Here is a 23187-nt window from a genome sequence, read left to right as displayed (position 1 = left end):
AGCGCGGCACGCGGCACGGTCCTTCGACCGCCCCGTCCGGCGGCTCTCCGACCCCGCATGCCCGGTACGCCCGGTGGCATGCCGGTGATCGCGCCCGTGCCCGCAGCGCGGCCGGCCCGCATCCCGAACCAGCGCGACGGCGCCGAGGACGGAGTCGCGGCCGGTACGACCGTCGACCACCTCACCGAGACCTACCGGGCGCACTACCGCTCGCTGCTGGGTCTCGCCGCGCTCCTCCTCGACGACACGGCCTCCTGCGAGGACGTCGTCCAGGAGGCCTTCATCCGTGTCCACTCCGCACGCAAGCGGGTCCGCGACCCCGAGAAGACCCTGGCGTACCTGCGCCAGACGGTCGTCAACCTCTCGCGTTCGGCGCTGCGCCGCCGCATCCTCGGCCTCAAGCTGCTGTCGAAGCCCATGCCCGACATGGCCAGTGCCGAGGAAGGCGCCTACGACCAGCTGGAGCGCGACTCCCTCATCAAGGCGATGAAGGGCCTGCAGCGCCGCCAGCGCGAGGTGCTGGTGCTGCGCTACTTCGCGGACATGACCGAGGCGCAGGTCGCCGAGACGCTCGGCATATCCCTGGGCTCGGTCAAGGCGTACGGCTCGCGCGGGATCGCGGCGCTCAGGCTGGCCATGGAGGCGCCGGCATGAGCGACGGAGACGGCGCGCGCCGTGACGGGCGCGACCGGCACGAGCCCTTCGAGTGGCACGAGCCGACAAGGCTGCACGGGCAAGATCCGAAGCAATCGCACGCTGGGAACGGAACTGTGAACCACGGCCCCGACGACCAGAGCCCTCAGGGGCTCGACTCGGACGAGCTGGACCTGCGCAGGATGCTGCACCAAGTGGTGCAGGAGGTGGAACCGCGCGACGGCACCCTGGACTACCTGCGCAGGGCGGTGCCCCAGCGCCGGGCACGCAAGCGGCAGGCCGTCGTCGGCATGGCCGCCGCCGCGCTCTTCATCGGCACCGCCATCCCCGCCCTCGTACACGTCTCCAACGCCACCGGCTCCGACGCCAACCCCTCGGCCATAGGCCACGCCTCCGAGGCCCAGGGCGGCGCGAGCGAGGGCAAGGGCCCGGACGGCGGCGAGAGCAGCGGCACCGGCTCCTCCGGCAAGCCCGAGGGCAAGGACAAGGACGACAAGAAGGAGAAGGACCAGGGCAAGGGCTCCGGCTCCGCCCCCGGCACGCCCCAGGGCGCCGGCCCGTCCTCCACCGCCGCCGCCGGCATCCCGGCGTGCACCCCGGCCCAGCTCGGCCCCGCGGCCGGCAGCAGCGCCGCCCCCGACTCCACCGGCGCGGTCTACGGCTCCTTCCGCGTCACCAACGTCTCCGCCGCGAGCTGCACGGTCTCCGGCCCCGGCTCGGTGACCGCGCTGCCGCAGGGCGCGGCCGACCCCGCCAAGATCGGCGCCGCCCGGCACGTGGCCGGGGACGCGGCGGCCGGTCTGCCCAACCCGTCCCTGGAGGCCGCCGAGCTGGTGCTCCAGCCGGGCGCCGCCTACGACGTGAAGTTCGCGTGGGTCCCCACCGAGACCTGCCCCACCCCGGGCGGCGATCCCGGCGACCCCGACCCGACCCCCGACCCCACACCGTCGGACGACACGACGACGACCACGGGCGGCACCTCCACCGGCGGCGACACGGGCGTGGCCCCGCAGCTGGTCACGGAGGACGGCACGACCGACGGCAGCGTGGTGGTGACGTACTCCCCGGCGACCGGCTCCGCCGGAAGCACGGTGACGGTGTCGAACGCGTGCGCGGGGACGGTGTACTGGACGGGGTTGCTGGCGGGGGCGTAGCCGCGCGGTCGCCGTTGCGTCACCTGCGCAGCGGCACCCCGGCACGGCGGGTTGCGGACCCACCACCCGGCGAACGCCGCCTCACTTCACGGCGGCGTCCACGGCAACAGGCTCCTCATCCGGCACCAGCCCCAGTTCCGCGTCCCGCGCGAACTCCACCTCACGCCGCAGCAGCCGGAACCACATGAAGATCACGAACCCCACGAAGGCGAACCACTCCGCGGTGTAGCCCAGGTTCTGGAACGCCTTCAGGTCCAGCCCCGTGTCCGGCGGAGCCGCGGCGGGCACCGCCTTCATCCCCGAGTCGCCCTCGGCCAGCGTGACCCACGCGTCGTACACGTCGTACGGCACCAGGTTCACCAGGGACGCCGCGCTGATCGCGCCCGTCTGCCCGGCCGGCAGCCCGCCCTGCGCGCTGACGCCGTTGTCACCCGGCGTCTCGGACGCCTGGAGGGCCCCGGTGACGGTGACCTCACCGGCCGGCGGGGCGGGGGCCTCGGCCGCGTCGGCCGCACCGGGCAGCCAGCCGCGGACCACCGGCAGCGCCTCGCCCGAGTCGGTGCGCAGCAGCGTCAGGACGTAGAAGCCCTGCTTGCCGTCGAGCTCCCGCCCCGGCACCAGCAACTGCTTGCCGTAGCTCCCGGTCGCGGTGACCAGCTTGCCGGACGTCGCCTTCGTCACCGGCAGCATCTCCGCGAGCGGTCGCGGCGCCTCGCGCTTCGCCTCGGCGACCTGCTCGGTCGCCGTGCGATGGTCCTGCACGCGGTCCTCGAACCGGCCCAGCTGCCAGGACCCCATGAAGATGCAGAAGGGGATCGACAGCAGCACGAAGAGGTTGATCCCCCACCATCGGGGCGTCAGCAGAAACCGGTACACACCCCCACGGTACGGGGCCGCCGGGCCGGTCCCGCCCGCGGGGTCGGCAACGGAACCGCCCCCGCCGGCCCTCTCCCCTGACCTGCTCTGAAGGGGAACCGGTGGAGGTTATCCACAGGCTGGGGACCTCGCCAGCGAAATGTCGGCGACGGCGTGCAGTATGGGGCCATGACTGAGAGCAACGGGTCCGACGCTCGGGATCAGCGGGACCAGCACGAGCAAGAGGTACAGACGGGACAGCAGGAGCGGATGCCGGACTGGGAGAAGCGCTTTCGCGCACCCCGGGTCTCCCTGCCCGACTGGGCGGAGGACGCGCCGGACCGCTCCCTGTTCGTGTCGAACGCGACCGGGACGTACGAGCTGTACGCCTGGGACCGGTCGACGGGCGAGCAGCGCCAGGTGACGGACCGGCCGAACGGCACGACGGACGGCGTCCTGTCGCCGGACGGCGCCTGGATCTGGTGGTTCGACGACAAGGACGGCGACGAGTTCGGCGTGTGGCGCCGCCAGCCCTTCGACGGCGGCGCCGACGAACCGGCCGCCGAGGGCCTTCAGGCTTCGTACCCGGCGGGCCTCGCCCTCGGCCGCGACGGGCGCACGGCGGTCGTGGGCCGCTCGACCGACGAGGACGGCACGACGATCCACCTCGTCCGCACCGGCGAGGCCCCGGTGGAGATCTACCGCCACCGCGAGTCGGCCGGCGTCGGCGACCTGTCCCACGACGGCTCGCTCATCGCCATCGAGCACACCGAGCACGGCGACGCGATGCACTCGGCCCTGCGCGTCCTGCGCCCCGACGGCACACCGGTCGCCGACCTCGACGACACCAAGGGCGGCACCCGCGAGCTGGGCCTGGAGGTCCTCGGCTTCGCCCCCGTCGACGGCGACACGCGCCTGCTCATCGGCCACCAGCGCCGGGGCCGCTGGGAGCCCCTCGTCTGGGACGTGGCCACCGGCGAGGAGACGGACCTGGCGCTGGAACTGCCGGGCGACGTCAGCGCCGAGTGGTACCCGGACGGCACCGGCCTGCTCATCGTGCACAGCTTCGAGGCCCGCAGCGAGCTGTTCCGCTACGACCTGGCCAGCCGTGCCCTGGCGGAGATCCCGACCCCGCCCGGCACGGTGTCCGGTGCCACGGCCCGGCCCGACGGCAGCGTGGAGTACCTGTGGTCCTCGGCGGCCGAGCCGTCGGCGGTGCGCTCCACGGCGGGCGGTGTCGTGCTCGACCCGCCCGGCATGAAGTCGCCCGGCTCGGTGCCGGTGGAGGACGTGTGGGTGGAGGGCCCGGGCGGCCGCATCCACGCCCTCGTGCAGAAGCCGGCGGGCGCCACCGGCCCGCTCCCCACGGTCTTCGACATCCACGGCGGCCCGACCTGGCACGACAGCGACTCCTTCGCGGCGGGCCCGGCGGCCTGGGTCGACCACGGCTACGCGGTGATCCGTGTCAACTACCGCGGCTCCACGGGCTACGGCCGCGCCTGGACGGACGCCCTGAAGCACCGCGTCGGCCTCATCGAGCTGGAGGACATCGCCGCGGTCCGCGCCTGGGCCGTCGACTCGGGCCTCGCGGACCCCGACCGCCTCGTCCTCACCGGCGGCTCGTGGGGCGGGTACCTCACCCTCCTCGGCCTCGGCGTCCAGCCCGACGCGTGGACGCTGGGCATCGCGGCGGTGCCCGTCGCCGACTACGTCACGGCCTACCACGACGAGATGGAGGCGCTGAAGGCGATGGACCGCACGCTCCTCGGCGGCACCCCGGAAGAGGTCCCCGAGCGCTTCGAGGCGTCCTCCCCGCTCACCTACGTCGACCAGGTCAAGGCCCCGGTCTACATCTCCGCCGGCGTCAACGACCCGCGCTGCCCGATCCGCCAGATCGAGAACTATGTCAAGCGCCTGGAGGCGAGAGGCGCGGTCCACGAGGTGTACCGCTACGACGCCGGGCACGGCTCGCTGGTGGTGGACGAGCGGATCAAGCAGGTCCGGTTGGAGCTGGAGTTCGCGGAGAGGCACCTGAAGAGCGTCGTCGGGTGAGGTGACACGCGCCTCGTGACGCCGAGCCGTGCGGCAACACCGCTCGGCGTCACGTCCCGGTCCGCTCCCGCCGTCTGCGCCCCAGCAACTCCGCCAGCCCCCGCCGCGTCGCCGCCAGCACCACCCGGTCCCCGGACCCCAGCACATAGGTGGACGGCAGGTCCCACACCAGCCCCGAAGCCGGCGCGCCGTCCTCCTCCGTGTTCTCCCCGTCACCCCGCCGCCCGGAGGGAGCCGTGTTGAGCGCCAGCACCCGCCACGCCCCGGCCCGGAAGGCGTCCCCGACCGTCCGCCCCTCCAACTGCGGATGCCCGGCCACCTCCACCTCCGCGAACAGCAGCACCCGCCGCTCCACCGGAATCGCCCCCAGGATCTGCCGCCCCATCATCGCCCCGGCGAACGCGGGCGCGGCCAGGTGCGACACACTCCGGCTCCGCGTCAGGGCGAACGGGTGCGCGGCCCGCAGCGTCCGGTACACGGCCGTCGCGAAGTCGTCGTCGTACAGCCGCAGCACGACCCGCAGGTCCGGCCGCACGGACCGGGCGTACAGCGCGGCCTCCAGATTCGTCGTGTCCGCACTGGTCAACGCCAGCAGCGCATGCGCCCGATGGATCTTCGCGGCCTCCAGCACGCCTTCCTGCGTGACGTCCCCGAGCACGACCGGCACCCGCAGCCGCCGCGCCGTGGCGAGTCCCCGCGCCTCCGGGTCGGACTCCACGCACACCACGGGGATGTGCAGTTCCCGCAGCCGCGTCAGCACCCGCGTCCCGATCTTGCCGAGCCCGAGCAGCACCACGTGCCCGCCGAGCCCGCGCGGCGGCTTCCGCAGCGCGGACGCGCTGCGGAACGTGCCCAGGGCCTCCAGCACGGCGGCCAGCAGCACCGGCAGCAGCAGCAACCCGACCAGCCCGGACAGCAGTTGCAGGACCTGCCGTCCCGTCGACGCGTGGAACGCGGGGTCGTTGATGCCGAAGAGGTCGAGCAACGTCACGTACGTCGCGTACAGGGGATGCTCCCCGGTCACGACCATCAGCGCGACGGCGAGCGCGAGCACACACCCCACCAGACCGGCCAGCGACCACCGCAGGCGGCGCGAGAACAGCGAGGCGAACGGCGGCACACCGCCCCGCCCCGAGGACAGGGACGGCCCGGAGTACGACACCTGCTCCAGGACCACGGTCCCGCGCCCGGTCGCCGACGCCACCGCCGCCTCGTCCGGCAGCAGCCGCGGCCCCTGCTCCCCGCTGCCCTCCGAACCGTCCGCCCCGGCCGGGTCGTTGCTCGTCGCGGACAGCAGCGCCAGCGTGCACAGCCCCGGATCGGCCACCTCGCCCGGCCGCGGCGGCTGCCGCTCCACCGCGCGCAGCACCAGCCCTTCCGTCTGGACGACCTTGCTGGTGCCGACCAGGGCGGTCGCGGCCAGCGCGGGCGCGGCCGTGTCGGCGTCGGAGAGCACGGTCGTGGACGCGTCGAGCCCCGCGGACCCCGGCCCCGCCCCGCCGGCCAGGGCGGCCGTCTGGTCCAGCAGTTCCTCGATGTGCTGCCCCAACCGCCGGTTGTACAGCCGGAGTACGAGACGCAGGCGGGGGTTGAGGCGGCGGGCGGTGAGCGCGGCGCGGATGTTGGTCTCGTCGTCGTCGTACACGAGCGCCAGCGCGGCCGCCCGGTCGGCGCCCGCCTCGCCGAGCACGGCCTCGGTGATCTCGGCGGCCTCGACGACCTGTTCGGCCGGGGCGGGTTCGGCACCGCCCGTGCCCGTGCGGTTGGCGGCCGCGTTCACGAACCGGTCGAGCAGCGCGGCCGACGCGGCCCGGGCCCGTCCGACCACCGGCTGCCGCACCCGGCGTCCCGAGGGCGGCACCACGAGCGTGACCTGTTCGCCGTACACGCCCCGGAGTTCGGCGGCGAGCCGGTGCGCGAGCCCGTCGTCCCCGCACACGATCATGTGCGTGGCCGTGTCACCCGGCTGACCTTGGTTCGGAACGCTCCCCACGAGGAGAAGACTGCCTCACCGGGACGGCCGGTTCCAGAAGAGGGCCCTGGGGCGTGAACGCCCGGGCCCGTCCGCGCGTACAGAAGGGGAGGGAAGGGGCAATGCCCGTGCGCACAGGCGGAGGTACCGGGCCCGTGGCCATCACGAAGACCGCCCCGCGGGAGAGCGGCGAGCGCGCGGAGACCGGGCCGGACCGGGACCGCGAAGAGGGCAGGCACTTCAACTCCCCGCTCCTCCTCACCCTGCTGCTGCTCACGGCGGTGATGTTCCAGGGCCCGATCCGCGGGGCGCTGTCCGCACCCGTGATGCAGAGCTGGATGACGGTGTTCGTCGCGGTCATGGTCCAGGCGCTGCCGTTCCTGGTGCTCGGCGTGCTGCTCTCGGCGGCGATCGCGGTGTTCGTGCCGCCGTCCTTCTTCGCCCGGGCCCTGCCCGGCCGCCCGGCCCTGGCGGTGCCGGTCGCGGGCGCGGCGGGCGCGGTGCTGCCGGGCTGCGAGTGCGCGTCGGTGCCGGTGGCCGGGGCCCTGGTCCGCCGGGGGGTCACACCGGCCGCGGCCCTGGCGTTCCTCCTGTCGGCGCCCGCCATCAACCCGATCGTGCTGACGGCGACGGCCGTGGCGTTCCCCGGCGACCCGGAGATGGTCCTGGCCCGCTTCGTCGCGAGCCTGCTGGTGGCCTGCGCGATGGGCTGGCTCTGGCACCGCCTGGGCCGCACGGACTGGCTGCGCCTCCCGGCGGGGACCTCGCACGAGGGGCAGGGCAAGGGGGCGGCCTTCTGGGACTCGGTGCGGCACGACGTGACGCACGCGGGCGGCTTCCTGGTGGTCGGCGCGATGGCCGCGGCGACGCTGAAGGCGGTGGTACCGGCCGAGTGGCTGCGTCTGGCGGCCGACCACCCGGTGCTGTCGGTGCTGGCCCTCGCGGTGCTGGCCGTGCTCCTCTCCCTCTGCTCGGAGGCGGACGCGTTCGTGGCGGCCTCGCTGACCCAGTTCTCCCTGACGGCCCGTCTGACGTTCCTGGTGGTGGGGCCGATGATCGACCTCAAGCTGTTCGCGATGCAGGCGGGCACCTTCGGCCGGGCCTTCGCCCTGCGGTTCGCCCCCGCGACCTTCGCCCTGGCCGTCGTCGTGTCGGCCCTGACCGGAACGGTCCTGCTGTGAACCGCCTGGCCCAGACGGCCCTCCTCTTCCTGCTCGGCGCGACCCTGCTGCACGCCGCGACGACCGACCTCTACCTGCGCTACGTCAAGTCGGGCCTGCGCCCGCTGGTCCTGCTGGCGGGCGTGGTGCTGATCGCGACGGCGGCGGCGACGCTCTGGTACGACCGCCGCCGCGGCAGGCCGGCCGTCCACCACCACGAACCCCGCGTCTCCTGGCTGCTCACCCTGCCGGTGCTCGCCCTGATCCTGGTCGCCCCGCCGGCCCTCGGCTCCTACAGCGCGGCCCACACGGGCACGGCCCTGACGAAGCCCTTCGGCTTCCCGGACCTGCCCGACCGCGGCCCCCTCCGCCTCGGCGTCGCCGACTACGCGGGCCGGGCGGTCTACGACGACGGCCGCTCCCTCCGCGGCCGCCAGCTGAAGATCACCGGCTTCGTCACCCTGGACCGGGCGGGCACCCCCTACCTGGTCCGCATGGGCCTCAACTGCTGCGCCGCGGACGCCCAGCCGGTCAAGATCGCCCTCACCGGTGAGGTCCCTCCGGTCCTGAGCCCCGACACCTGGCTGGAGGTCACCGGCCGCTACACCCCGCGCCGCACCAAGGACCCCGTCAACGACGGCCCCATCCCGTACCTCGAGGTCACCGGCTCCCGCCCGGTCGCCACCCCGCACGACCCCTACGACGAAACCTGGAACACCTGACGCCGGCGTAGTAGAAATGCCCCTCCCGGGTACCCGGAGAAGCCGCTGTTCAGCGAGGGGGACCGATGACCACACTCGAAGACGAGCGCACCGCCGAACGCGACCCGGCGCTCCTGACCGAGGCGCGGGAGCGACTCGCGAAGGCCGACAGCAGAGCGGGACTGACCCTGGCGACCCTGGGCGCGGCCCTGACCGCCCTGCTCGGCGCGATCACCGCCGGTGTCGTCGCGCCCGGCCAGTACGCGGTGATCCCGCAACTCCTCGTCTGGTCCGGCTGCGCGGCCTGCGCCCCGGCGCTGGTCCTGCTCGGCCTGGCGGCCCAGCCGCGGCCCGGTTCCGGCCACGAGACCCACCGGGAGTTCCTGTCCCGCGCGACCTCCCTCAAGTACCGCCGGATCCGCCTGGCGATGGTGTGGGGCGCGGCCTTCCTGGCGCTGACCCTCGCGGGAACCCTGGCAGGAACGCTCGCCTGACCGGGATCACCGCTCCCCGGCGGCGCGGGGGTCGTACACCCACACGGCGATCTCGCCCCCGCAGTCCAGACACGCCGTCATCGCCAGCGCCCGGGCGACCTGCCGGGCGCCCTCCGCGCTGCTGACGGTCCCGCCCGTCGGCGTGCCCTCACGCTTCAGGTCCCGCATGTGGATCAGGTGGGGCGAGTAGGCCCGCAGGCAGGTCACACACTGCAGCGGGGCGCGCATGACGGCCCGGGTCCGCGGCGCCCGCTCGCCGAAGGCCTTCAACAGGGCGTCGTACAAGGGGTACAGGTCGCTCGCCGACGCCGCGTCGATGGTGGTCTTCAGCAGTGCGACGTTCCCGGCGACGGCGTCGCGGCGGAACGCGTCGAACTCCTCGTGCGGGACGCAGTGCCGCTCGCCGACCACGAGTTCCCGCCGCGGCACCCCGTCGCCGTCCCGGCCGGTCGTCTCGTCCCCGACGAACCGGACGAAGACGCCACCGCGATCGTTGAAGGTGTTGTGGACGACCCGGTACCGCGACGTCGTCACGTCGTCCCGCAGCCCGTGCCGCGCGAGGATCTCCCCGATGGGGAAGTCGTCGGCCCGTCTCACGTCGGCGAGCCACAGGGCCTCCAACTCCCCGGCGGCATCGCGCAGCAGCACGTACGCGTCGCCGACGGGACGCCTCACCTCCGGCCGGGGCACCCGCGCACTCGCAGTGCTCCGCCCTTGCTCCTGCCGCCGCTCCCGCCGTCTCCGGAACAACGCCACCCCGACCACCGCCTCCGAGTCCAAGCCCTCGTCCGCCCGAGGGAACGCCTACGTCAGCTTCGTTCCGCCGCGCTTCTCGGCCCGGGACAGCAGCTCCCACGGCAGCAACGCCATCACGCTCCGGTCGGCGGCGAGATAGGCGAGGTGCAGGGCGCGCTTCGGCTCGTCCACGCAGACGAGCCAGTGGGCGACGTCGACGCGCCCGAGCGGCGCGCCGGCACCGCGGAACACGCCGTCCACCCACTGGATGTACCCACCGGGCATGAGCCGCCGGATCTGCCGCGGCTTGGCGCGGGGCAGCAGGCTCACGACCACGTGCACGTCGTCCCCGAACGGCCGCCCGGCACCGTCCCGTGCCTCGGCGACGAACGCCAGCGCGCCGTCCTCCGCGAGCCGCCGCCACCCCGGCCGCCGGGTCAGTGCCATGCCGGTGGCCTCGACCTTGCGCATGTGCTGGGGGATGACCCGCCGCACCCAGCCGTTGACCTCCCCCGCCCACACCACCACGGCCAGGGCCACCCGCCCCCCGGACACCTCGTACCGGTACGTGGCCGTACGGGACAGCGAACCGGGCGTGAGCTCGCCCTCCCTCTCCAGCCGGAACACCAGGGCCTCGGCGACCCCCTGGGCCGGCTCGCCCGCCGGATAGGTGGTGAGCCGCGTCCCGGTCAGATCACCCCCGGACTCCCTCTCGACCGAGTCCACGAGCCCGCGGATCTCCCCGACGTCGAGGTCGTCCCCCTGATGCAGAATCAGCACACGCTCCGCGCCCATGCCCGTAGGGCACCACAGGTGGGCCGGGACCGGTCCCGGCCCACGGGGCCTCAGACCGAGCGGCTGGCCTTGAAGCCGTAGTGGCGGACGTCCTTGCCGTCCTCGTCCCAGTTGAGACGCAGGGCACCGTCGGCGTACGCGCTCTTGCCGCCGACCTTCTTCTTGATCGTGGAGGAGGTCCACGACCCGTTGCCGCTGCCGTCCATGGCGGCCAGCGTGGACTTGATGTCGAAGTCCCGCTTCAGCAGGACGGTGTCCGCACCGGCGTCGGCGTGCTTGAGGTACAGCCGGAACTCGGCGCTGTCGAAGGTCTCCGACAGGTCGGTCCCGGAGTACCACGGCGGAGCGTCCCAGCTCACCTTGGCCTTGGCGTAGACGTAACCGCCGGACCGGGCGACGCAGTTGTTGACGGTGAAGTCCCAGTTGTCGCCCCAGGGGCCGGAGTACCCCGCGTCGTCGATGGTCTTGCTGCTCTCCTTGCACTTCCAGCTCAGTGCGGCCGCCGGCGAGACGGACAGCATGGACGCGCCGACGACGGTGGCACCGACCAGTGCGACCGACATGACCTTCCTGCTCGCGGACGACTGCCGCGAAGGCGCTGTGCGACGCAGATTCACTCTGTGGTTCCCCTCGTTACGATGATGCGATCCGCTCACCTGGAGCGGAGAGCGATCACCCTACCTCGTGTTCGCGGCCGCACATGATCCAAGTGGCCGGTGACGAGGGGAAGTTGGCGTGGTCCGGCCGGGCCGGCCCCGTTACGCGCCGCCCGTGAAGAAGGCGAGCAGCTTCCGGGCGGCGTCCGGCGACATCAGCAGTTCCTGCATGTCCGCGGACATCCGGGCGGCCGCACTGGTGCGTTCGAACATCTCCCGTTCGTATTCCTTGACGGCGGCGGGGAAGTCGTCCGGGCGCGCGGCCAGCGCGAGACCGAGCAGGGCGCCGTCGAGCAGCGCCATGTTGGCGCCCTCTCCCACCGGCGGCATCAGGTGCGCGGCGTCGCCGACCAGCGTGACGCCGGGCGTCGACGGCCAGCGTGACGCCGGGCGTCGACGGCCAGGTCGGGCCGATCGGCAGGGTGGTGATCGGCCGCGGCACGATGGTGTCGTCGCAGGCCTCGATCAGCGCGGTGAACCGTGGGTCCCAGCCGGGGAGCAGCTGCTGCCGGCCCCGGCCCCGGCAGCCGTACCAGTGCGAGATCAAGGGCGGGCGAGAGGACCATGAGGACGATGTTCGTGGGGACGCTCCAGGTGATAGCCCTCTGCTCGGCGTACTTCACGGCCCTGGGACTGATGCGCCGATGAGTACGGCACCGGCGCCCGGCAACGGCACCACCGACAACAACCAGCTCCGCGCCGACGGCTTGGCACCCATCGGCTTCGGCGCCTACCTGACCACCTCGGACTTCGCCGTCGACGTCACCGAGAACTGGCAGTCCGAGTACCTGCAGTTCTTAGGGGGGCGTCGGACACCACGATGATCAAGAACCTGTCGCCCCAGGTACTGACGAGCCGGTGACGGCCACCGACGCCGGTACCCGGGCGTCCTCGATGACGAATCCACTGCGCACCCGCGCCGGCATGCGGTGCAACGGGATCCTCAGATCCTGTTCGGGCACGTGGTACTCCAGCCGGGCCAGCCGTGGCACGAGAGCGGACAGCAGCGCGACCGTGACGTCCTCACCGGGACAGCGGTGACCGTGGGCGCGGTCGCCGCCGCCCTGGGGGACGAGTTCGTCGCGCTCGGGCGGCCGCTCCACGAAGCGTTGCGGCTCGAAGGTGTACGGATCCTCCCAGAGGGCGGGGTCGTGGTTCTGCCCGTACAGATCGAGCAGGATCAGCGTGCCCGCCGGAATCGGTTCACCCCGCCACTCCAGATCGGTGACGGCCCGGCCGCCCAGGAAGGGAGCGAAGGGGTAGAAGCGCCGCAGCTCGTGGGCGAACGCCACGGCGTAGGCGGGATCGTCGTCGCCCAGGCGGTCCCGCAGTTCGGGCCGGAGGCACAGGGCGTGACCGGCGTAGGAGACGAACCAGCAGACCGCGACGGTGGGGCGGATGACATTGAGCAGTTCGACCGCGGCGGTGTGCGGGTCGAGGAGCCGGCCATCGGCGTCCCGGTGCCGGGCCACCTCGTCCAGCGCCGACCCGTTTGGCGCGGTGGCGGCGCCCGCCCGTACGTCCTCGACCAGACGTCCCAGCCACGCCTCGCTGCGGGCCCGCGCGCGCCGTGCCTGCCAATGGCGCGGCCCCGGCGTGGCGAACCCGTCGACCATGGCGACCAGGTGCCGTGCCAGTGAGTGGGCGTCGTCGAGGGGGATCCCGGCCCACTGGCACACGCCCCGGGTGATCACACGGCTCGCTTCGTCGAACAGCACGACCCGGCGGCCGGACCACGACCGCACCGTCTCGTCCCACGCCCTGGTCACGCATGCGACCAGGCCGGCGACCGCCTCCGGGCCGGTGAGCAGGGAGAGGAACATCTCCTTGCGCACGCGATGGGCCCGCCCGTCCAGCGTGTGCACGGCGCCGTGCCCGAACAGCGTGCTCAGCACAGGGCCGGGCAGAGCCGTCCCACGCTCCACATGCCGCTCGTCGTAGAAGAACCGCACCGCCTCCGGCCCGTGCAGGGCGACTGTCTCCTGTCCCATGAGCCGGGCACGCACGACGGGACCGGTGCTGCGCCGACGGTCGGGCAGCCAGGCGTACCCCTTGGCGAGGAGCGCGAGTGAGCTGTCGACGAGCGGGGGGCGACGGCTTCGATTCATGCCTCGGCGGGTGCCCGGCGGCCCCACCCGGAAACGCCGCCCCGGCCCGGGCACCGCGCTCACCGTCCGCCGTTTCCCGGTATCCGCCTCAGGGAACCCGGCGAGGACCGGAGGCAGACGGGGCCCGAGGCAGACGGGACCCGAGGCGGACGGAGCCCGAGGCAGACGGGAGGGACGGACATGACCGGCCACGAGGAGCAACGCGGGGACCGCCACGACCGGGCACGCGACCCCCGAGGGCCCGGTGCGCACTCGGGCGCGGAGAGCCCGGCACAGGAGCGATCCGTACCCGGCACGGCGAGCGCCCAGGAGGGTTACCAGCCGGAGCGGGGCACGACGGCGGGCAAGCCCCTGGAGGGCGTCGAGGCCGAGGAGCAGGCCCGGCGGGGGCCGGAGGGCGAGGGCACCGAGGAATCCACCGGCCGCTAGCAGCGGCGGAGGACCCCACGCGGACCGGACGCCGGGCCGGCTGCGCCACACCCGGTTGCGACGGCCGACTGGACCTGCCGGCTGCGACGTGCCGACTGCGACGTGCCGACTGCTCCAGCTGGGCGTAACGTCCGTAGACGCGACGCTCGGTACGTCGGGCGGGATGCTGGAGGTGCCTTGTGACCAGCACGGGTGAACCCGCCACCGACGTCGACGAGCTGGACGCAGCGTTCGCGGAGACGGTCCGCCGCACCGGCGCGTCCGTCGGTGCCCTCTATCTGCTCGCACCGGACGGGCAACTGCTGCACCTGGCCGTTCTCTACGGGGCTCCGGCCGAGTTCGCCGCACCCTGGGCGAGGGTCTCGCTGGCCGCTCCGGCCCCGGTGGCCGACGCGGTCCGCGAGGACCGCGTGGTGTGGGTGGGCAGCCAGGAGGAGATGGCCCGTTCCTACCCGCGCACCGCCATGGTGCTTCCGTACCCGCTGGTGCTGGTCGCCGCGCCGGTCACCGGCGTGCGGCGGTGGGGCGCCCTGCTCCTGATGTGGCCGGCCACCCGCCCGCCGCACACGACGCGGCGGGAACAGGGCCACATCCGCTCCAGTTGCCGAAGGCTGGCCCGGCTGATCGAGGAAGCGGTGCAGTCCGGCAGGTCCCCGGTCCGTGGAGATGGGCCCCGCGTCCTCCCCGTCGAAGCCGGCCGCCGGTCCACCGGCCCGGCCATGGCCGCGGCCGACTTCGCCGAGCGCCTGCCCGGTGGCAGTTGTGCCCTGGACCTGGAAGGGCGCATCACCTACGTCACCTCCGGGGCGTGCGAGCTGCTCGGACTCAGCGCCGGTCAACTGCTCGGCACCCTCCCGTGGCAGTCCCTGCGCTGGCTCGACGACCCCACCTACGAGGACCGTTACCGCGCCGCGGTGATCAGCCGCGAGCCCGTCGCGTTCACCGCGTGCCGCCCGCCGGACCACTGGCTGGACTTCCACCTGTATCCGGACGCCAGCGGCATCAGCGTCCGTATCGTGCCCAGCGGCGCACCGGGCCCGCCCTCCCCGGCCCCCCGCCACTCCACGCGCACCGCCACGCCGTCCCGAGCCGGGCAGCTCTACCAGCTCACGCACCTGGCCGCGGCACTGACCGAGGTGGTCGGCGTCCAGGACGTCATCGCCCTGGTCGCCGACCAGATCATGCCCGCGTTCGGAGCCCAGGGCCTGGTCCTGTCCACCGTTGAGGCCGGCCGGCTGCGGATCATCGGCCAGCGCGGCTACGCCGCCCACACCATCGACCGTCTGGACGGCCTGCCCCTCGACACCGTGCTCACCCCCGCCGGGCGCGCCCTCAGCAGCGGCATCCCCGCGTTCTTCGCCGACCCGCAGGACATGCGGCGGATCTATCCCGAGGCTCCGCTGATCAGCGGCAAGCGAGCGTGGGCCTTCCTGCCGTTGATCGTCTCCGGGCGGCCCGTCGGCTGCTGCATCCTGTCCTACGAGAACCCCCATGCGTTCCCGGCCGAGGAACGCGCCGTCCTGACGTCACTGGCCGGGCTCATCGCCCAGGCCCTCGACCGCGCGCGCCTGTACGACACGAAACAGGACCTCGCCCACGGCCTCCAGCAGGCGCTGCTCCCGCGCGCGCTGCCCACGGTCACCGGTCTCGACGTCGCCGCCCGCTACCTGCCCGCCACCCGGGGCATGGACATCGGCGGGGACTTCTACGACGTGATCCGCCTCGGCGACACCGCGGTCGCGGCCGTCATCGGCGACGTCCAGGGCCACAACGCCGCCGCCGCCGCTCTGATGGGGCAGGTCCGTACCGCAGTCCACGCCCACGCGACCCTCAGCGCGCGCCCCGACCAGATCCTGGCCAGAACCAACCGGCTCCTGACCGACCTGGGCCCCGACCTGTTCACCACCTGCCTGTACGCCCACCTCGACCTGGCGCGCCGCCGGGTGACGCTGGCCAGCGCCGGCCACCCTCCGCCGCTCCTGCGCCTCCCCGACGGCGAGGCCCGCCCTGTGGACGTCCGGCCCGGACCGCCCCTGGGAGTCGCCGCCGAGGCAGCCTTTCCCGTGACCGGGTTCCCGCTCACCGAGGGCGGGCTGCTCGTCCTCTACACCGACGGCCTCATCGAAAGACCGGGAATCGACCTCGACGACTCCATGGCACGCCTCGCCCGCCGGCTGGCACGCTCCGACGACCGGAACCTGGACATGCTCGTGGACGACCTGCTGGAGCGGGCCGTGTCCACCTCCCAGCGCACCGACGACACGGCACTCCTCGTGCTGCGGTGGCCGTCGGCCGGCTAGCCCTCCCGTCCGCCTTCCTCCGCCGCCTGTTCCGACGCCCCTCCGCTGATTGCGCCATGTGGCGTCGGGTACCTGGCTCAACCGCGGGTCCGGTCCGGGGACGACCCTGGCCTGGTGTTCCCCCGGTGATCCCTGAGGAGGCGGCGGGATGCGTGTCAAGGATGCGGTAGTGGTGATCACGGGGGCGTCGAGCGGTATCGGACGTGCCACCGCGGTGGCGTTCGCGCGCAAGGGCTGTGCCGTGGTGCTGGCCGCGCGGGGACAGGAGGCCCTCGAAGCCGCCGCGCGGGACTGCGAGCGGCACCGGGGCGCCCGGACGCTCGTCGTCCCGACCGATGTCACGGACGTCAAGGCGGTCGACGACCTCGCACGGCGTGCCGTGGAACGGTTCGGGCGGATCGACGTATGGGTCAACTCCGCGGCGGTCACCGTGTTCGGGCCGTTCTCGGACGTGCCGCTGGAGGATTTCCGCAGGGTCATCGACGTCAACGTCATGGGCTCCGTGAACGGGGCCCGGGCAGCTCTGCGCACCATGCGGAAGCAGGGGAGCGGCACCCTGGTCGACGTCTCCTCGGTCGCCGGGGTGGTGAGCCAGCCCTACGCCCACGCGTACGTCATGTCGAAGCATGCCGTCCGGGCGCTCGGCGCGAGCCTGCGGCAGGAACTGCGGCTGGCGGGGGCCGGGAAGATCCACGTGTGCACGGTGCTGCCCGCCGTCATCGACACCCCGCTGTTCCAGCACGCGGCCAACTACACGGGCCGCGAGGTCGTCGCCATGCCTCCCGTGTACAGCGCCGAGCGGGTCGCCCGCGCCATCCTGGGCGTGGTCCGGAAGCCCCGGCGTGAGGTGGTGGTCGGTCCGATGGGGCGGGCCATGGTGTTGCAGTCACGGACGGCTCCCGGGCTGCTGGAACGGGCGGCGGCGCGGCAGGTGGACCGGACGCATCTCGCCGATGAGCCGGCCCCGGCGACACACGGCAACCTGCACGTACCGGCGCCCGGGGCCGGATCGGTCGACGGTGGCTGGGGCGGGCGGCGGGGGACCGCCCTGCGCCGTCTCGCCGTCGCGGCGACAGCCGTCGGCGTGGGAGCGGCCGTGGGCGCGGGCCGACGCATCGCTTCCCGGTGAGTGCACGATGCGGCCAGGCGTCGCTCACCGACCGTGTCCGCGGACGCCCTGCTCTGCCGGTCGGCCGGGGGCGCGCAGGGCCAGGAGGGCGACGTCGTCGTCGTTGCCGGCGGGGCGGACGCGGCGCAGGAGCTGGTCGGTGAACGAGGCGAGGGGGCGGTGGGCGAGGGCGGCGGCGTGCTGGCGCAGTCGGTCCAGCCCCTCGTCGAGGGTGTGGCGGGGCGATTCGATGAGGCCGTCGGTGTACAGCACCAGGGTGGATCCGGGCGGCAGCGGCGCCGTGGCGTCGGGGCGCGGGGCGTCCGCTTGGGTGCCCAGGAGGATGCCGTGGCCTTCGGTGAGGTACTCCGCCAGGCCGTCCCGGCTGATCAGCAGCGGCGGAGGGTGGCCCGCGTTGGTCCAGGACAGCTGCCAGTGACCGTCCTCCGCCACTTCGATCCGGGCGAAGACCACGGTGGCCATGGTGACGTCGGTGATGTGCTGGATCGCCTCGTCGAGCCGCTGGACGATCCGGCTGGGGGGCTCCTTCTGGGACCAGGCGTAGGCGCGGAGCATGTTGCGGAGCTGTGCCATGCCGGCCGCGGCCTCCAGGTCGTGTCCGACGACGTCTCCCACGGCCAGGGCGGTGGAGCCGTCGGAGAGGGGGAAGGCGTCGTACCAGTCGCCGCCGACCTGTGAGGCGTCGGGCGCGGGCTGGTAGCGGGCGGTCATCTGCAGGCCCGGAACGCCCGGCATCTGCGGCAGCAGATGGTTCTGCATGGTCTCGGCGACCTTGCGCTGACGCTGGTAGAGGCGGGCGTTGTCCAGGGCGAGGCCGGCGCGGCGGGCGATGTCCTCGATCAGGGGAAGGTCGGCCGGGGTGAAGGCCACCCCGTTCTCGGCGCGGCCCAGGGTCAGCGCGCCCAGCACTTCGCGGGTACTGCGGATGGGGGCGATGGCCGCGGAGTGCATCCCCGTGGTGTCGAACAGGCGGCGCTGCTCGACCGCGATGCCGGAATCCGGTGTCCGTCGGTACGTCCGCGGTCCGGCCAGGGTGGAGGCGACGCCGCGCAGGGCCCGGGACAGAGGCATCGGCGATTCCTCAGGGACCGGCGGCATCGGCCCCTCCAGGTCCTCGTGGTGCACGAGACCGTCCCCCTCGGCGTGTACCACGACGGTGCGCCACACTTCGTCGCGTTCCGTGATCAGGTCGACGACCGCCCAGTCCGCCAGTCGCGGTACGACCAGGGCCATCAGCCGTTGCAGCGCCAGGTCGACGTCGAGGGTGGAGGTCAGCTGTGTGGTGGTCTCCGCCAGCAGGGTCAGCCGTTCGAGCTCCGACAGAGGCGTGCCCGCCGACGCCGGCCGCGGGCCGGCTCCCCGCGGACGCTCCGATGTGTGGAAGACGACGAGTGTGCCGACCGCGCGCTCACCGATGTCGTACGGGGTGATCAGCCAGGAGATGGGCAGCAGGGAACCGTCGGCCCGCGCGAAATGGTCCTCGTCGGCCTGTGCCGTGCGCCCCTCGTGGAACGCCTGCCGCATGGCGCATCGGGCTCTCGGCAGCGGCTGACCGTGCGGATCGCGGTGCAGCAGGTCGTGCGCGTCGTGCCCGAGGAGTTCTTCGGCTGGCCGGGCCAGCAGGTGCTCGGCGCGGGTGTTGACGGCGATGATGCAGCCCTGCTCGTCGACGACGTAGGCGCCGGCGCCGATGGCCTGCAGCGCACCGCGCAGCGCGGCGGAAGACGCCGGCACGGGCGACCCGCGGTCGGTCTCCGTATGCTCTCGCCCCGTCATTCTCGGCCTCCTCGCTGCCGGCCCGGCGCCCCGTCCACCGCCGTGCATGCCCCCGTTCGTGTTCCCCGTATGCCCCCGCACGAGAAAACTCCACGTCGTCCGAGGGCTCGGTGATCTCCGCCTCCCCACCGGACCGGCGGAGGCGGGGGAGCCGGCCTGTGCGTGTTTCGTCGACGCCCGGGTAAGCGCAGGACCGGTAACCGCCCAAGAGCGGCAATCGCGTTGAAAGATCTCCCACATGGTCATCCCGCTTATGAAGCAGGCGGCAGATGAGCAGGGCAGGCACGAGCACGAGACGCTGCGTTACGGCGCGGCCTGGGCAGAAGACGGAGTCAGCGCCGTGGACGCGCGCCGGGCCCTGCGCGCCTTGCTCGCACACGCCCCGCTCCGAGGCCGCGCCCCGCTGCCGTCGTCCCTGGCCGTGGACGCCGAGCTCGTCGTCAGCGAACTGGTCACGAACGCCCTCCGGCATGCTCCCGGCATCTGCGGCCTGACGCTGCGACTGACCGACAGCGATCTGCTGATCAGCGTGTGGGACGGTTCCCCCGACGCCCCGCTGCTCAAGAAGCCCGACCGGCACCGCATCGGCGGCCACGGGCTGCACCTGGTGCACTCGATCTGCGACCGAGTCGTAGTGACTCCCCGCGGCAGGGGAAAGGAGGTCACCGCCTGCCTGCGCCTTCCTCTGCCGACGACATCAGCGCTGGTGAGCGTGCGCCAAAGGCACGACCTGAGGGGCGCCGCCCCACACCCCGCCGCACGGTCCGACAGCGCGTAAGGGGGTGGGGTTCGGGTGGTTCAGGCGTTGTAGCCGCCGTGGGCGTCCAGCACCGCGCCCGTGACGTACGACGCGGCGGGGCTCGCCAGGAAGGCGATCGCCGCGGCGATTTCGTCGGGGTGACCCATGCGTTGCAGGGACAGCGAGCTGAGCAGGGCCTTGAGGGTCTCGGGGTCCGGCGGTTGCATGCCGCTCTCCATCAGTCCGGCTTCCACGACGTTGGCCGTGATGTTCCGGGGCCCGAGGTCCCGCGCGACCCCCATGGTGTACCTCTCGATCCCTGACTTGGTCGCCGAGTAGTCGGCAACGCCCGGGAGGCCGACCCGGGAGCCCAGTCCGGAACTCACCGTGATGATGCGGCCGCCCGCGCGCAGCACTCGGGAGGCGGCCCGGATGACGGCGATCACGCCGAGGTAGTTGGTGGCGTGCATCCGGTCCAGTGCGGCGGTGTCGGCGTCCGGGTCGTCGACCGTGCGGCCCTGCTCCACCGAGATCGCCGCGTTGTTGACGAGGATGTCCAGGCCGCCGAAGTGCGCGACCACGTCGTCGATCAGCGCTGGCGCCCGACTCATGTCCGCCTGGTCGGACTTGAAGGCGACGGCCTTCGCTCCCTTGCCGCGCACTTCGTCGACGACAGCCTGCGCCAGCTGCTCGGAGCTGACGTAGGTGAAGGCGACGTCGGCACCCTGCTCGGCCAGCAGCCGTACGGTCGCCGCTCCCAGTCCGCGCGACCCCCCGGTGACCAGGGCGACCTTGCCCGCGAGTGGCTTGCTCATTCATCTCACCTCGTTGATTGGCCGTTCCCGACTGTCGAAACATTAATTGTTACGACAGCCCGTTGCAACCATAACTGTTACGACTGGCCGTCGTAACATAAACCGTTGCGGCCGAGAGGAGGAGTCGATGAGCGCCAACAGCAGGCTGACCATCGCCGTCCACGCGCTGGCCTGGATCGGCCTCTACCAGCGCCAGGGCCACGAGGTCGCCACCTCCGAGCAGATCGCGACCAGCGCGAACACCAACCCCGTGGTGATCAGACGGCTGCTCGGCGAACTGCGCAGGGCCGGGCTCGTGGAGTCCCGGCGGGGCGTGGGCGCGGGCTGGTCACTGGCGCGCGAGCTGGAGTCGATGACCCTGCTCGACGTGTACGAGGCAGTCGAACCCGGCCCGCTGTTCGCGATGCACCGCACCACCCCCGACCAGGAATGCGTGGTGGGCCACGGCATCCAGCCGACGATGCAGCGCATCTACGAGGGCATCGAGCAGACCCTGAGACACGAACTGGCCGGCGTCACGCTCGAGAACGTACTCCAGGACGTACTCGCGACACCTCGCTAGCTTCCCCGCAACGCCCTGCGTCTCCGGGAACCACTCAGGGGCCTGATCCACTCACTGGATCAGGCCCCTGACCTGGTACTTCACTGTCGGGGTGGCGGGATTTGAACCCACGACCTCTTCGTCCCGAACGAAGCGCGCTGCCAAGCTGCGCTACACCCCGATGTCGCTGCTGTCGCGGCGACGACGTTTACTTTAGCCCACCGGTGGCTAGACACGAAATCCGGTTTTTCCCGCGGTGGCGGATGGGGTTCGGGCGGGCGTGGTCCAGGGCCACGAGGAGGACGGCCAGGGCGTAGAAGGAGAGGCCCAGGAGGAGGGCGTTGCCGAGGACGCGCTTGTAGCCGTCCTGGCCGACGTCCAGGAAGGGGTAGAGGTAGCGGTCGGCGGCGCCGGGGAGGAGCAGTTCGCCCCGGGTGAGGGAGAAGGCCAGGTAGGCCAGGGGGTAGAGCAGCCAGGTCGGGGCATGGCGCAGGTGCAGGCGGCCGGGGGCCGTGAGCAGGAGCCACTCCAGTACGGCCGCGATCGGCGTCACCGTGTGGAGCGTGTGGTGGGCCAGGGCCTGCCAGCCCTTCGGTGTCGCGGCCTCGCCCGTGAGGGAGAAGGGGCTCGCCGCGTTCGCCAGGAGCAGATGGTGCACGAGGGCCGCGATGACGACGTAGAGCAGGGTCGCGCCCAGGACGGCCCCCGGCAGGGGGCGGCTGGCCGTCCACGCGCGGCGGGCCGAGAAGGTCATGACCACGGCCAGCAGGATGTTGCTCTGGATCGCGAAGTAGCCCAGGACCCGGGACGGGTCGCCGAGGAGTAGTTCGAGCGTCACGCCGGCGGCCGCCGCGAGGGCGATCAGCAGGCGGTAGGCCGCTGCCGCGGGGCGGCGGACCGGGGTGACGACGGCCGTGGCGGGGACGGGGGAGGGCCGGAGTGCGGGCTTGCGCGGGATCGCGGGCAGGTCCGGGAGGTCCCTGGGTATCGGGGCTGTCATGCCCCCACGCTGACAGAACCGGACAAAGGGGGCGATGCGGGTGCGGCTGTGTGGGTTACCCCTGATCCCTACCTGGGCTTATGCCCCGGCCCGACGACGTCCGCGGTTACTCCCCGTCCGTGGCTACTCCCGTCCGCGCCTACTCCCGTCCGCGCCTACTCCCGTCCCACCAGTGTCAGCAACGTCGCCTCCGGCGGGCACGCGAACCGTACCGGCGTGTAGCGGTTCGTGCCGCACCCCGCCGACACGTGGAGGTACGCCGTACGGCCCTCCGCCGTGTGCGTGGACAGGCCCTTCACCCGGTCCGTGTCCAGGTCGCAGTTGGTGACCAGCGCGCCGTAGAAGGGGATGCACAGCTGGCCGCCGTGGGTGTGGCCGGCCAGGATGAGGGGGTAGTCGTCGGCCGTGAACGCGTCCAGCGTGCGCAGGTACGGGGCGTGGACGACGCCCATCGAGAAGTCCGCCGTGTCGGACGGGCCGCCGGCCACCTGCTCGTAGCGGTCCCTCTTGATGTGCGGGTCGTCCAGGCCCGTGAGCTCCAGCGACAGGCCGTCGATCTTGAGCGTGCCGCGCGTGTTCGTCAGGTTGAGCCAGCCCGCCGCGTCGAAACCGTCCCGCAGGTCCTCCCACGGGTTGTGCACCGCGCCGACGGCCGGCGGGTTGCCGTTCAGGCCGTGACGGCCCTGGGCCTTCTCCAGCAGGTAGCGGGCGGGGTTGCGCAGCTTGGGGCCGTAGTAGTCGTTGGAGCCGAAGACGTACGCGCCCGGGAACTCCATCAGGGGGCCGAGCGCGTCCAGGACCTCCGGGACGCCTTCCGGGTCGGAGAGGTTGTCGCCCGTGTTGATCACGAAGTCGGGGCGCAGGCCGGCCAGGGACCGCAGCCAGCGCTGCTTCTTGCGCTGGCCGCCCACCATATGGATGTCCGACACCTGGAGCACGCGCAGGGGACGCATCCCTGAGGGCAGGACCGGGACGGTGACCCGGCGGAGGCGGAAGGAGCGGGCCTCGAAGCCCGCCGCGTACAACAGACCGGCGGCACCAGCCGCCGCGATTCCCAGGGGGACTCCGTATCGCGCGCGCATACGACCATCGTGTCAGACCGGGCCGGTCGCCTGCGCCCGG

General features: G+C 72.9%; 20 protein-coding genes, 1 tRNA gene and 3 pseudogenes. 12 read left to right on the top strand and 12 right to left on the bottom strand.

Annotated elements, in window-relative coordinates; genetic code table 11:
* Positions 1 to 78: 78 nt before the first annotated feature.
* Positions 79 to 654, top strand: coding sequence for a SigE family RNA polymerase sigma factor (locus tag ACSUPV_RS18270; protein ID WP_010032008.1), 576 nt, complete (start codon positions 79 to 81; stop codon positions 652 to 654).
* 116 nt (positions 655 to 770) lie between these two features.
* Positions 771 to 1808, top strand: a complete 1038-nt coding sequence (locus ACSUPV_RS18265) for a hypothetical protein (RefSeq protein WP_037761011.1) — start codon at positions 771 to 773, stop codon at positions 1806 to 1808.
* A gap of 81 nt (positions 1809 to 1889) precedes the next feature.
* Here ACSUPV_RS18265 and ACSUPV_RS18260 read toward each other — a convergent pair whose 3' ends face one another.
* A complete protein-coding gene (locus ACSUPV_RS18260) occupies positions 1890 to 2684 on the bottom strand; it encodes an SURF1 family protein (RefSeq protein ID WP_382613895.1) in 795 nt (264 codons plus the stop codon).
* A gap of 168 nt (positions 2685 to 2852) precedes the next feature.
* On the opposite strand from ACSUPV_RS18260, the gene ACSUPV_RS18255 reads away from it, so the two are divergent.
* Positions 2853 to 4715 carry a prolyl oligopeptidase family serine peptidase gene (locus ACSUPV_RS18255; RefSeq protein WP_436947827.1) on the top strand — a complete coding sequence of 621 codons (1863 nt, stop codon included), beginning with the start codon at positions 2853 to 2855 and terminating at the stop codon, positions 4713 to 4715.
* Positions 4716 to 4764: 49 nt separating this feature from the next.
* Here the strand turns inward: ACSUPV_RS18255 and ACSUPV_RS18250 are convergent, their stop codons facing one another.
* Positions 4765 to 6660, bottom strand: coding sequence for a potassium channel family protein (locus tag ACSUPV_RS18250; protein WP_037761002.1), 1896 nt, complete (start codon positions 6658 to 6660; stop codon positions 4765 to 4767).
* Positions 6661 to 6842: 182 nt separating this feature from the next.
* Here ACSUPV_RS18250 and ACSUPV_RS18245 point away from each other — a divergent pair, with 182 nt between their 5' ends.
* The 3 genes from ACSUPV_RS18245 to ACSUPV_RS18235 all read left to right on the top strand — a co-directional run bounded on the left by ACSUPV_RS18245 (position 6843) and on the right by ACSUPV_RS18235 (position 9042).
* Positions 6843 to 7868: a permease gene (locus ACSUPV_RS18245; RefSeq protein ID WP_031116011.1), complete on the top strand. Its 1026-nt coding sequence runs from the start codon at positions 6843 to 6845 to the stop codon at positions 7866 to 7868.
* On the top strand, positions 7865 to 8569 hold the full coding sequence (locus ACSUPV_RS18240) for a TIGR03943 family putative permease subunit (RefSeq protein WP_037760999.1): 705 nt from the start codon (positions 7865 to 7867) through the stop codon (positions 8567 to 8569). Before ACSUPV_RS18245 ends, ACSUPV_RS18240 begins: the two co-directional genes overlap by 4 nt.
* Before the next feature lie 65 nt (positions 8570 to 8634).
* Complete coding sequence (locus ACSUPV_RS18235; RefSeq protein ID WP_037760996.1) at positions 8635 to 9042, top strand: hypothetical protein; 408 nt, start codon at positions 8635 to 8637, stop codon at positions 9040 to 9042.
* 6 nt (positions 9043 to 9048) lie between these two features.
* Here the strand turns inward: ACSUPV_RS18235 and ACSUPV_RS18230 are convergent, their stop codons facing one another.
* The 4 genes and pseudogenes from ACSUPV_RS18230 to ACSUPV_RS18215 form a co-directional block, all read right to left on the bottom strand.
* Positions 9049 to 9717: a hypothetical protein gene (locus ACSUPV_RS18230; RefSeq protein ID WP_382613902.1), complete on the bottom strand. Its 669-nt coding sequence runs from the start codon at positions 9715 to 9717 to the stop codon at positions 9049 to 9051.
* Positions 9718 to 9846: 129 nt separating this feature from the next.
* The gene (locus ACSUPV_RS18225; RefSeq protein WP_436947826.1) at positions 9847 to 10572 is read right to left on the bottom strand and encodes a hypothetical protein; all 726 of its coding nucleotides are present in this window, start codon (positions 10570 to 10572) and stop codon (positions 9847 to 9849) included.
* A gap of 50 nt (positions 10573 to 10622) precedes the next feature.
* The gene (locus ACSUPV_RS18220; RefSeq protein WP_031116005.1) at positions 10623 to 11135 is read right to left on the bottom strand and encodes a hypothetical protein; all 513 of its coding nucleotides are present in this window, start codon (positions 11133 to 11135) and stop codon (positions 10623 to 10625) included.
* 195 nt (positions 11136 to 11330) lie between these two features.
* Positions 11331 to 11730, bottom strand: a pseudogene (locus tag ACSUPV_RS18215) (FAD-dependent oxidoreductase); the annotation flags it as partial.
* A 181-nt stretch (positions 11731 to 11911) separates the two neighbouring features.
* On the opposite strand from ACSUPV_RS18215, the pseudogene ACSUPV_RS18210 reads away from it, so the two are divergent.
* Positions 11912 to 12025, top strand: a pseudogene (locus ACSUPV_RS18210) (DUF6766 family protein); the annotation flags it as partial.
* A 27-nt stretch (positions 12026 to 12052) separates the two neighbouring features.
* On the opposite strand, the gene ACSUPV_RS18205 reads toward ACSUPV_RS18210, so the two are convergent.
* Positions 12053 to 13336 carry a cytochrome P450 gene (locus ACSUPV_RS18205; RefSeq protein WP_436947825.1) on the bottom strand — a complete coding sequence of 428 codons (1284 nt, stop codon included), beginning with the start codon at positions 13334 to 13336 and terminating at the stop codon, positions 12053 to 12055.
* A gap of 180 nt (positions 13337 to 13516) precedes the next feature.
* Between ACSUPV_RS18205 and ACSUPV_RS18200 the strand changes: the two genes are divergently transcribed.
* The 3 genes from ACSUPV_RS18200 to ACSUPV_RS18190 all read left to right on the top strand — a co-directional run bounded on the left by ACSUPV_RS18200 (position 13517) and on the right by ACSUPV_RS18190 (position 17194).
* Positions 13517 to 13765: a hypothetical protein gene (locus ACSUPV_RS18200; protein ID WP_037760984.1), complete on the top strand. Its 249-nt coding sequence runs from the start codon at positions 13517 to 13519 to the stop codon at positions 13763 to 13765.
* Positions 13766 to 13944: 179 nt separating this feature from the next.
* Positions 13945 to 16065 (top strand): SpoIIE family protein phosphatase, encoded by a 2121-nt coding sequence (locus ACSUPV_RS18195; protein WP_382613909.1) that lies wholly within the window; start codon positions 13945 to 13947, stop codon positions 16063 to 16065.
* 148 nt (positions 16066 to 16213) lie between these two features.
* Positions 16214 to 17194, top strand: a complete 981-nt coding sequence (locus ACSUPV_RS18190; RefSeq protein ID WP_037760978.1) for an SDR family oxidoreductase — start codon at positions 16214 to 16216, stop codon at positions 17192 to 17194.
* Positions 17195 to 17218: 24 nt separating this feature from the next.
* On the opposite strand, the gene ACSUPV_RS18185 is transcribed toward ACSUPV_RS18190, so the two are convergent.
* Positions 17219 to 18970 (bottom strand): SpoIIE family protein phosphatase, encoded by a 1752-nt coding sequence (locus tag ACSUPV_RS18185; protein ID WP_382613913.1) that lies wholly within the window; start codon positions 18968 to 18970, stop codon positions 17219 to 17221.
* A 238-nt stretch (positions 18971 to 19208) separates the two neighbouring features.
* On the opposite strand from ACSUPV_RS18185, the gene ACSUPV_RS18180 reads away from it, so the two are divergent.
* Entirely contained in the window at positions 19209 to 19748 is a 540-nt protein-coding gene (locus tag ACSUPV_RS18180; RefSeq protein ID WP_436947824.1) for an ATP-binding protein, read from the top strand.
* 20 nt (positions 19749 to 19768) lie between these two features.
* On the opposite strand, the gene ACSUPV_RS18175 is transcribed toward ACSUPV_RS18180, so the two are convergent.
* A complete protein-coding gene (locus tag ACSUPV_RS18175; RefSeq protein ID WP_037760972.1) occupies positions 19769 to 20524 on the bottom strand; it encodes an SDR family NAD(P)-dependent oxidoreductase in 756 nt (251 codons plus the stop codon).
* A gap of 127 nt (positions 20525 to 20651) precedes the next feature.
* Here ACSUPV_RS18175 and ACSUPV_RS18170 point away from each other — a divergent pair, with 127 nt between their 5' ends.
* Positions 20652 to 21086 (top strand): Rrf2 family transcriptional regulator, encoded by a 435-nt coding sequence (locus ACSUPV_RS18170; RefSeq protein WP_436947823.1) that lies wholly within the window; start codon positions 20652 to 20654, stop codon positions 21084 to 21086.
* A gap of 86 nt (positions 21087 to 21172) precedes the next feature.
* Here ACSUPV_RS18170 and ACSUPV_RS18165 read toward each other — a convergent pair.
* From ACSUPV_RS18165 to ACSUPV_RS18155, 3 genes and pseudogenes are all read right to left on the bottom strand, one after another.
* Positions 21173 to 21246 (bottom strand) — tRNA-Pro (locus tag ACSUPV_RS18165).
* Between the two features lie 47 nt (positions 21247 to 21293).
* Positions 21294 to 22065, bottom strand: a pseudogene (locus ACSUPV_RS18160) (Pr6Pr family membrane protein).
* Positions 22066 to 22220: 155 nt separating this feature from the next.
* Complete coding sequence (locus ACSUPV_RS18155) at positions 22221 to 23147, bottom strand: metallophosphoesterase (RefSeq protein WP_031115997.1); 927 nt, start codon at positions 23145 to 23147, stop codon at positions 22221 to 22223.
* Between the last annotated feature and the right edge of the window lie 40 nt (positions 23148 to 23187).

This window comes from Streptomyces sp. SudanB52_2052 (assembly GCF_964272415.1).
Lineage (GTDB): Bacteria > Actinomycetota > Actinomycetes > Streptomycetales > Streptomycetaceae > Streptomyces > Streptomyces olindensis.
This window is presented reverse-complemented; position numbering and strand designations above follow the sequence as displayed.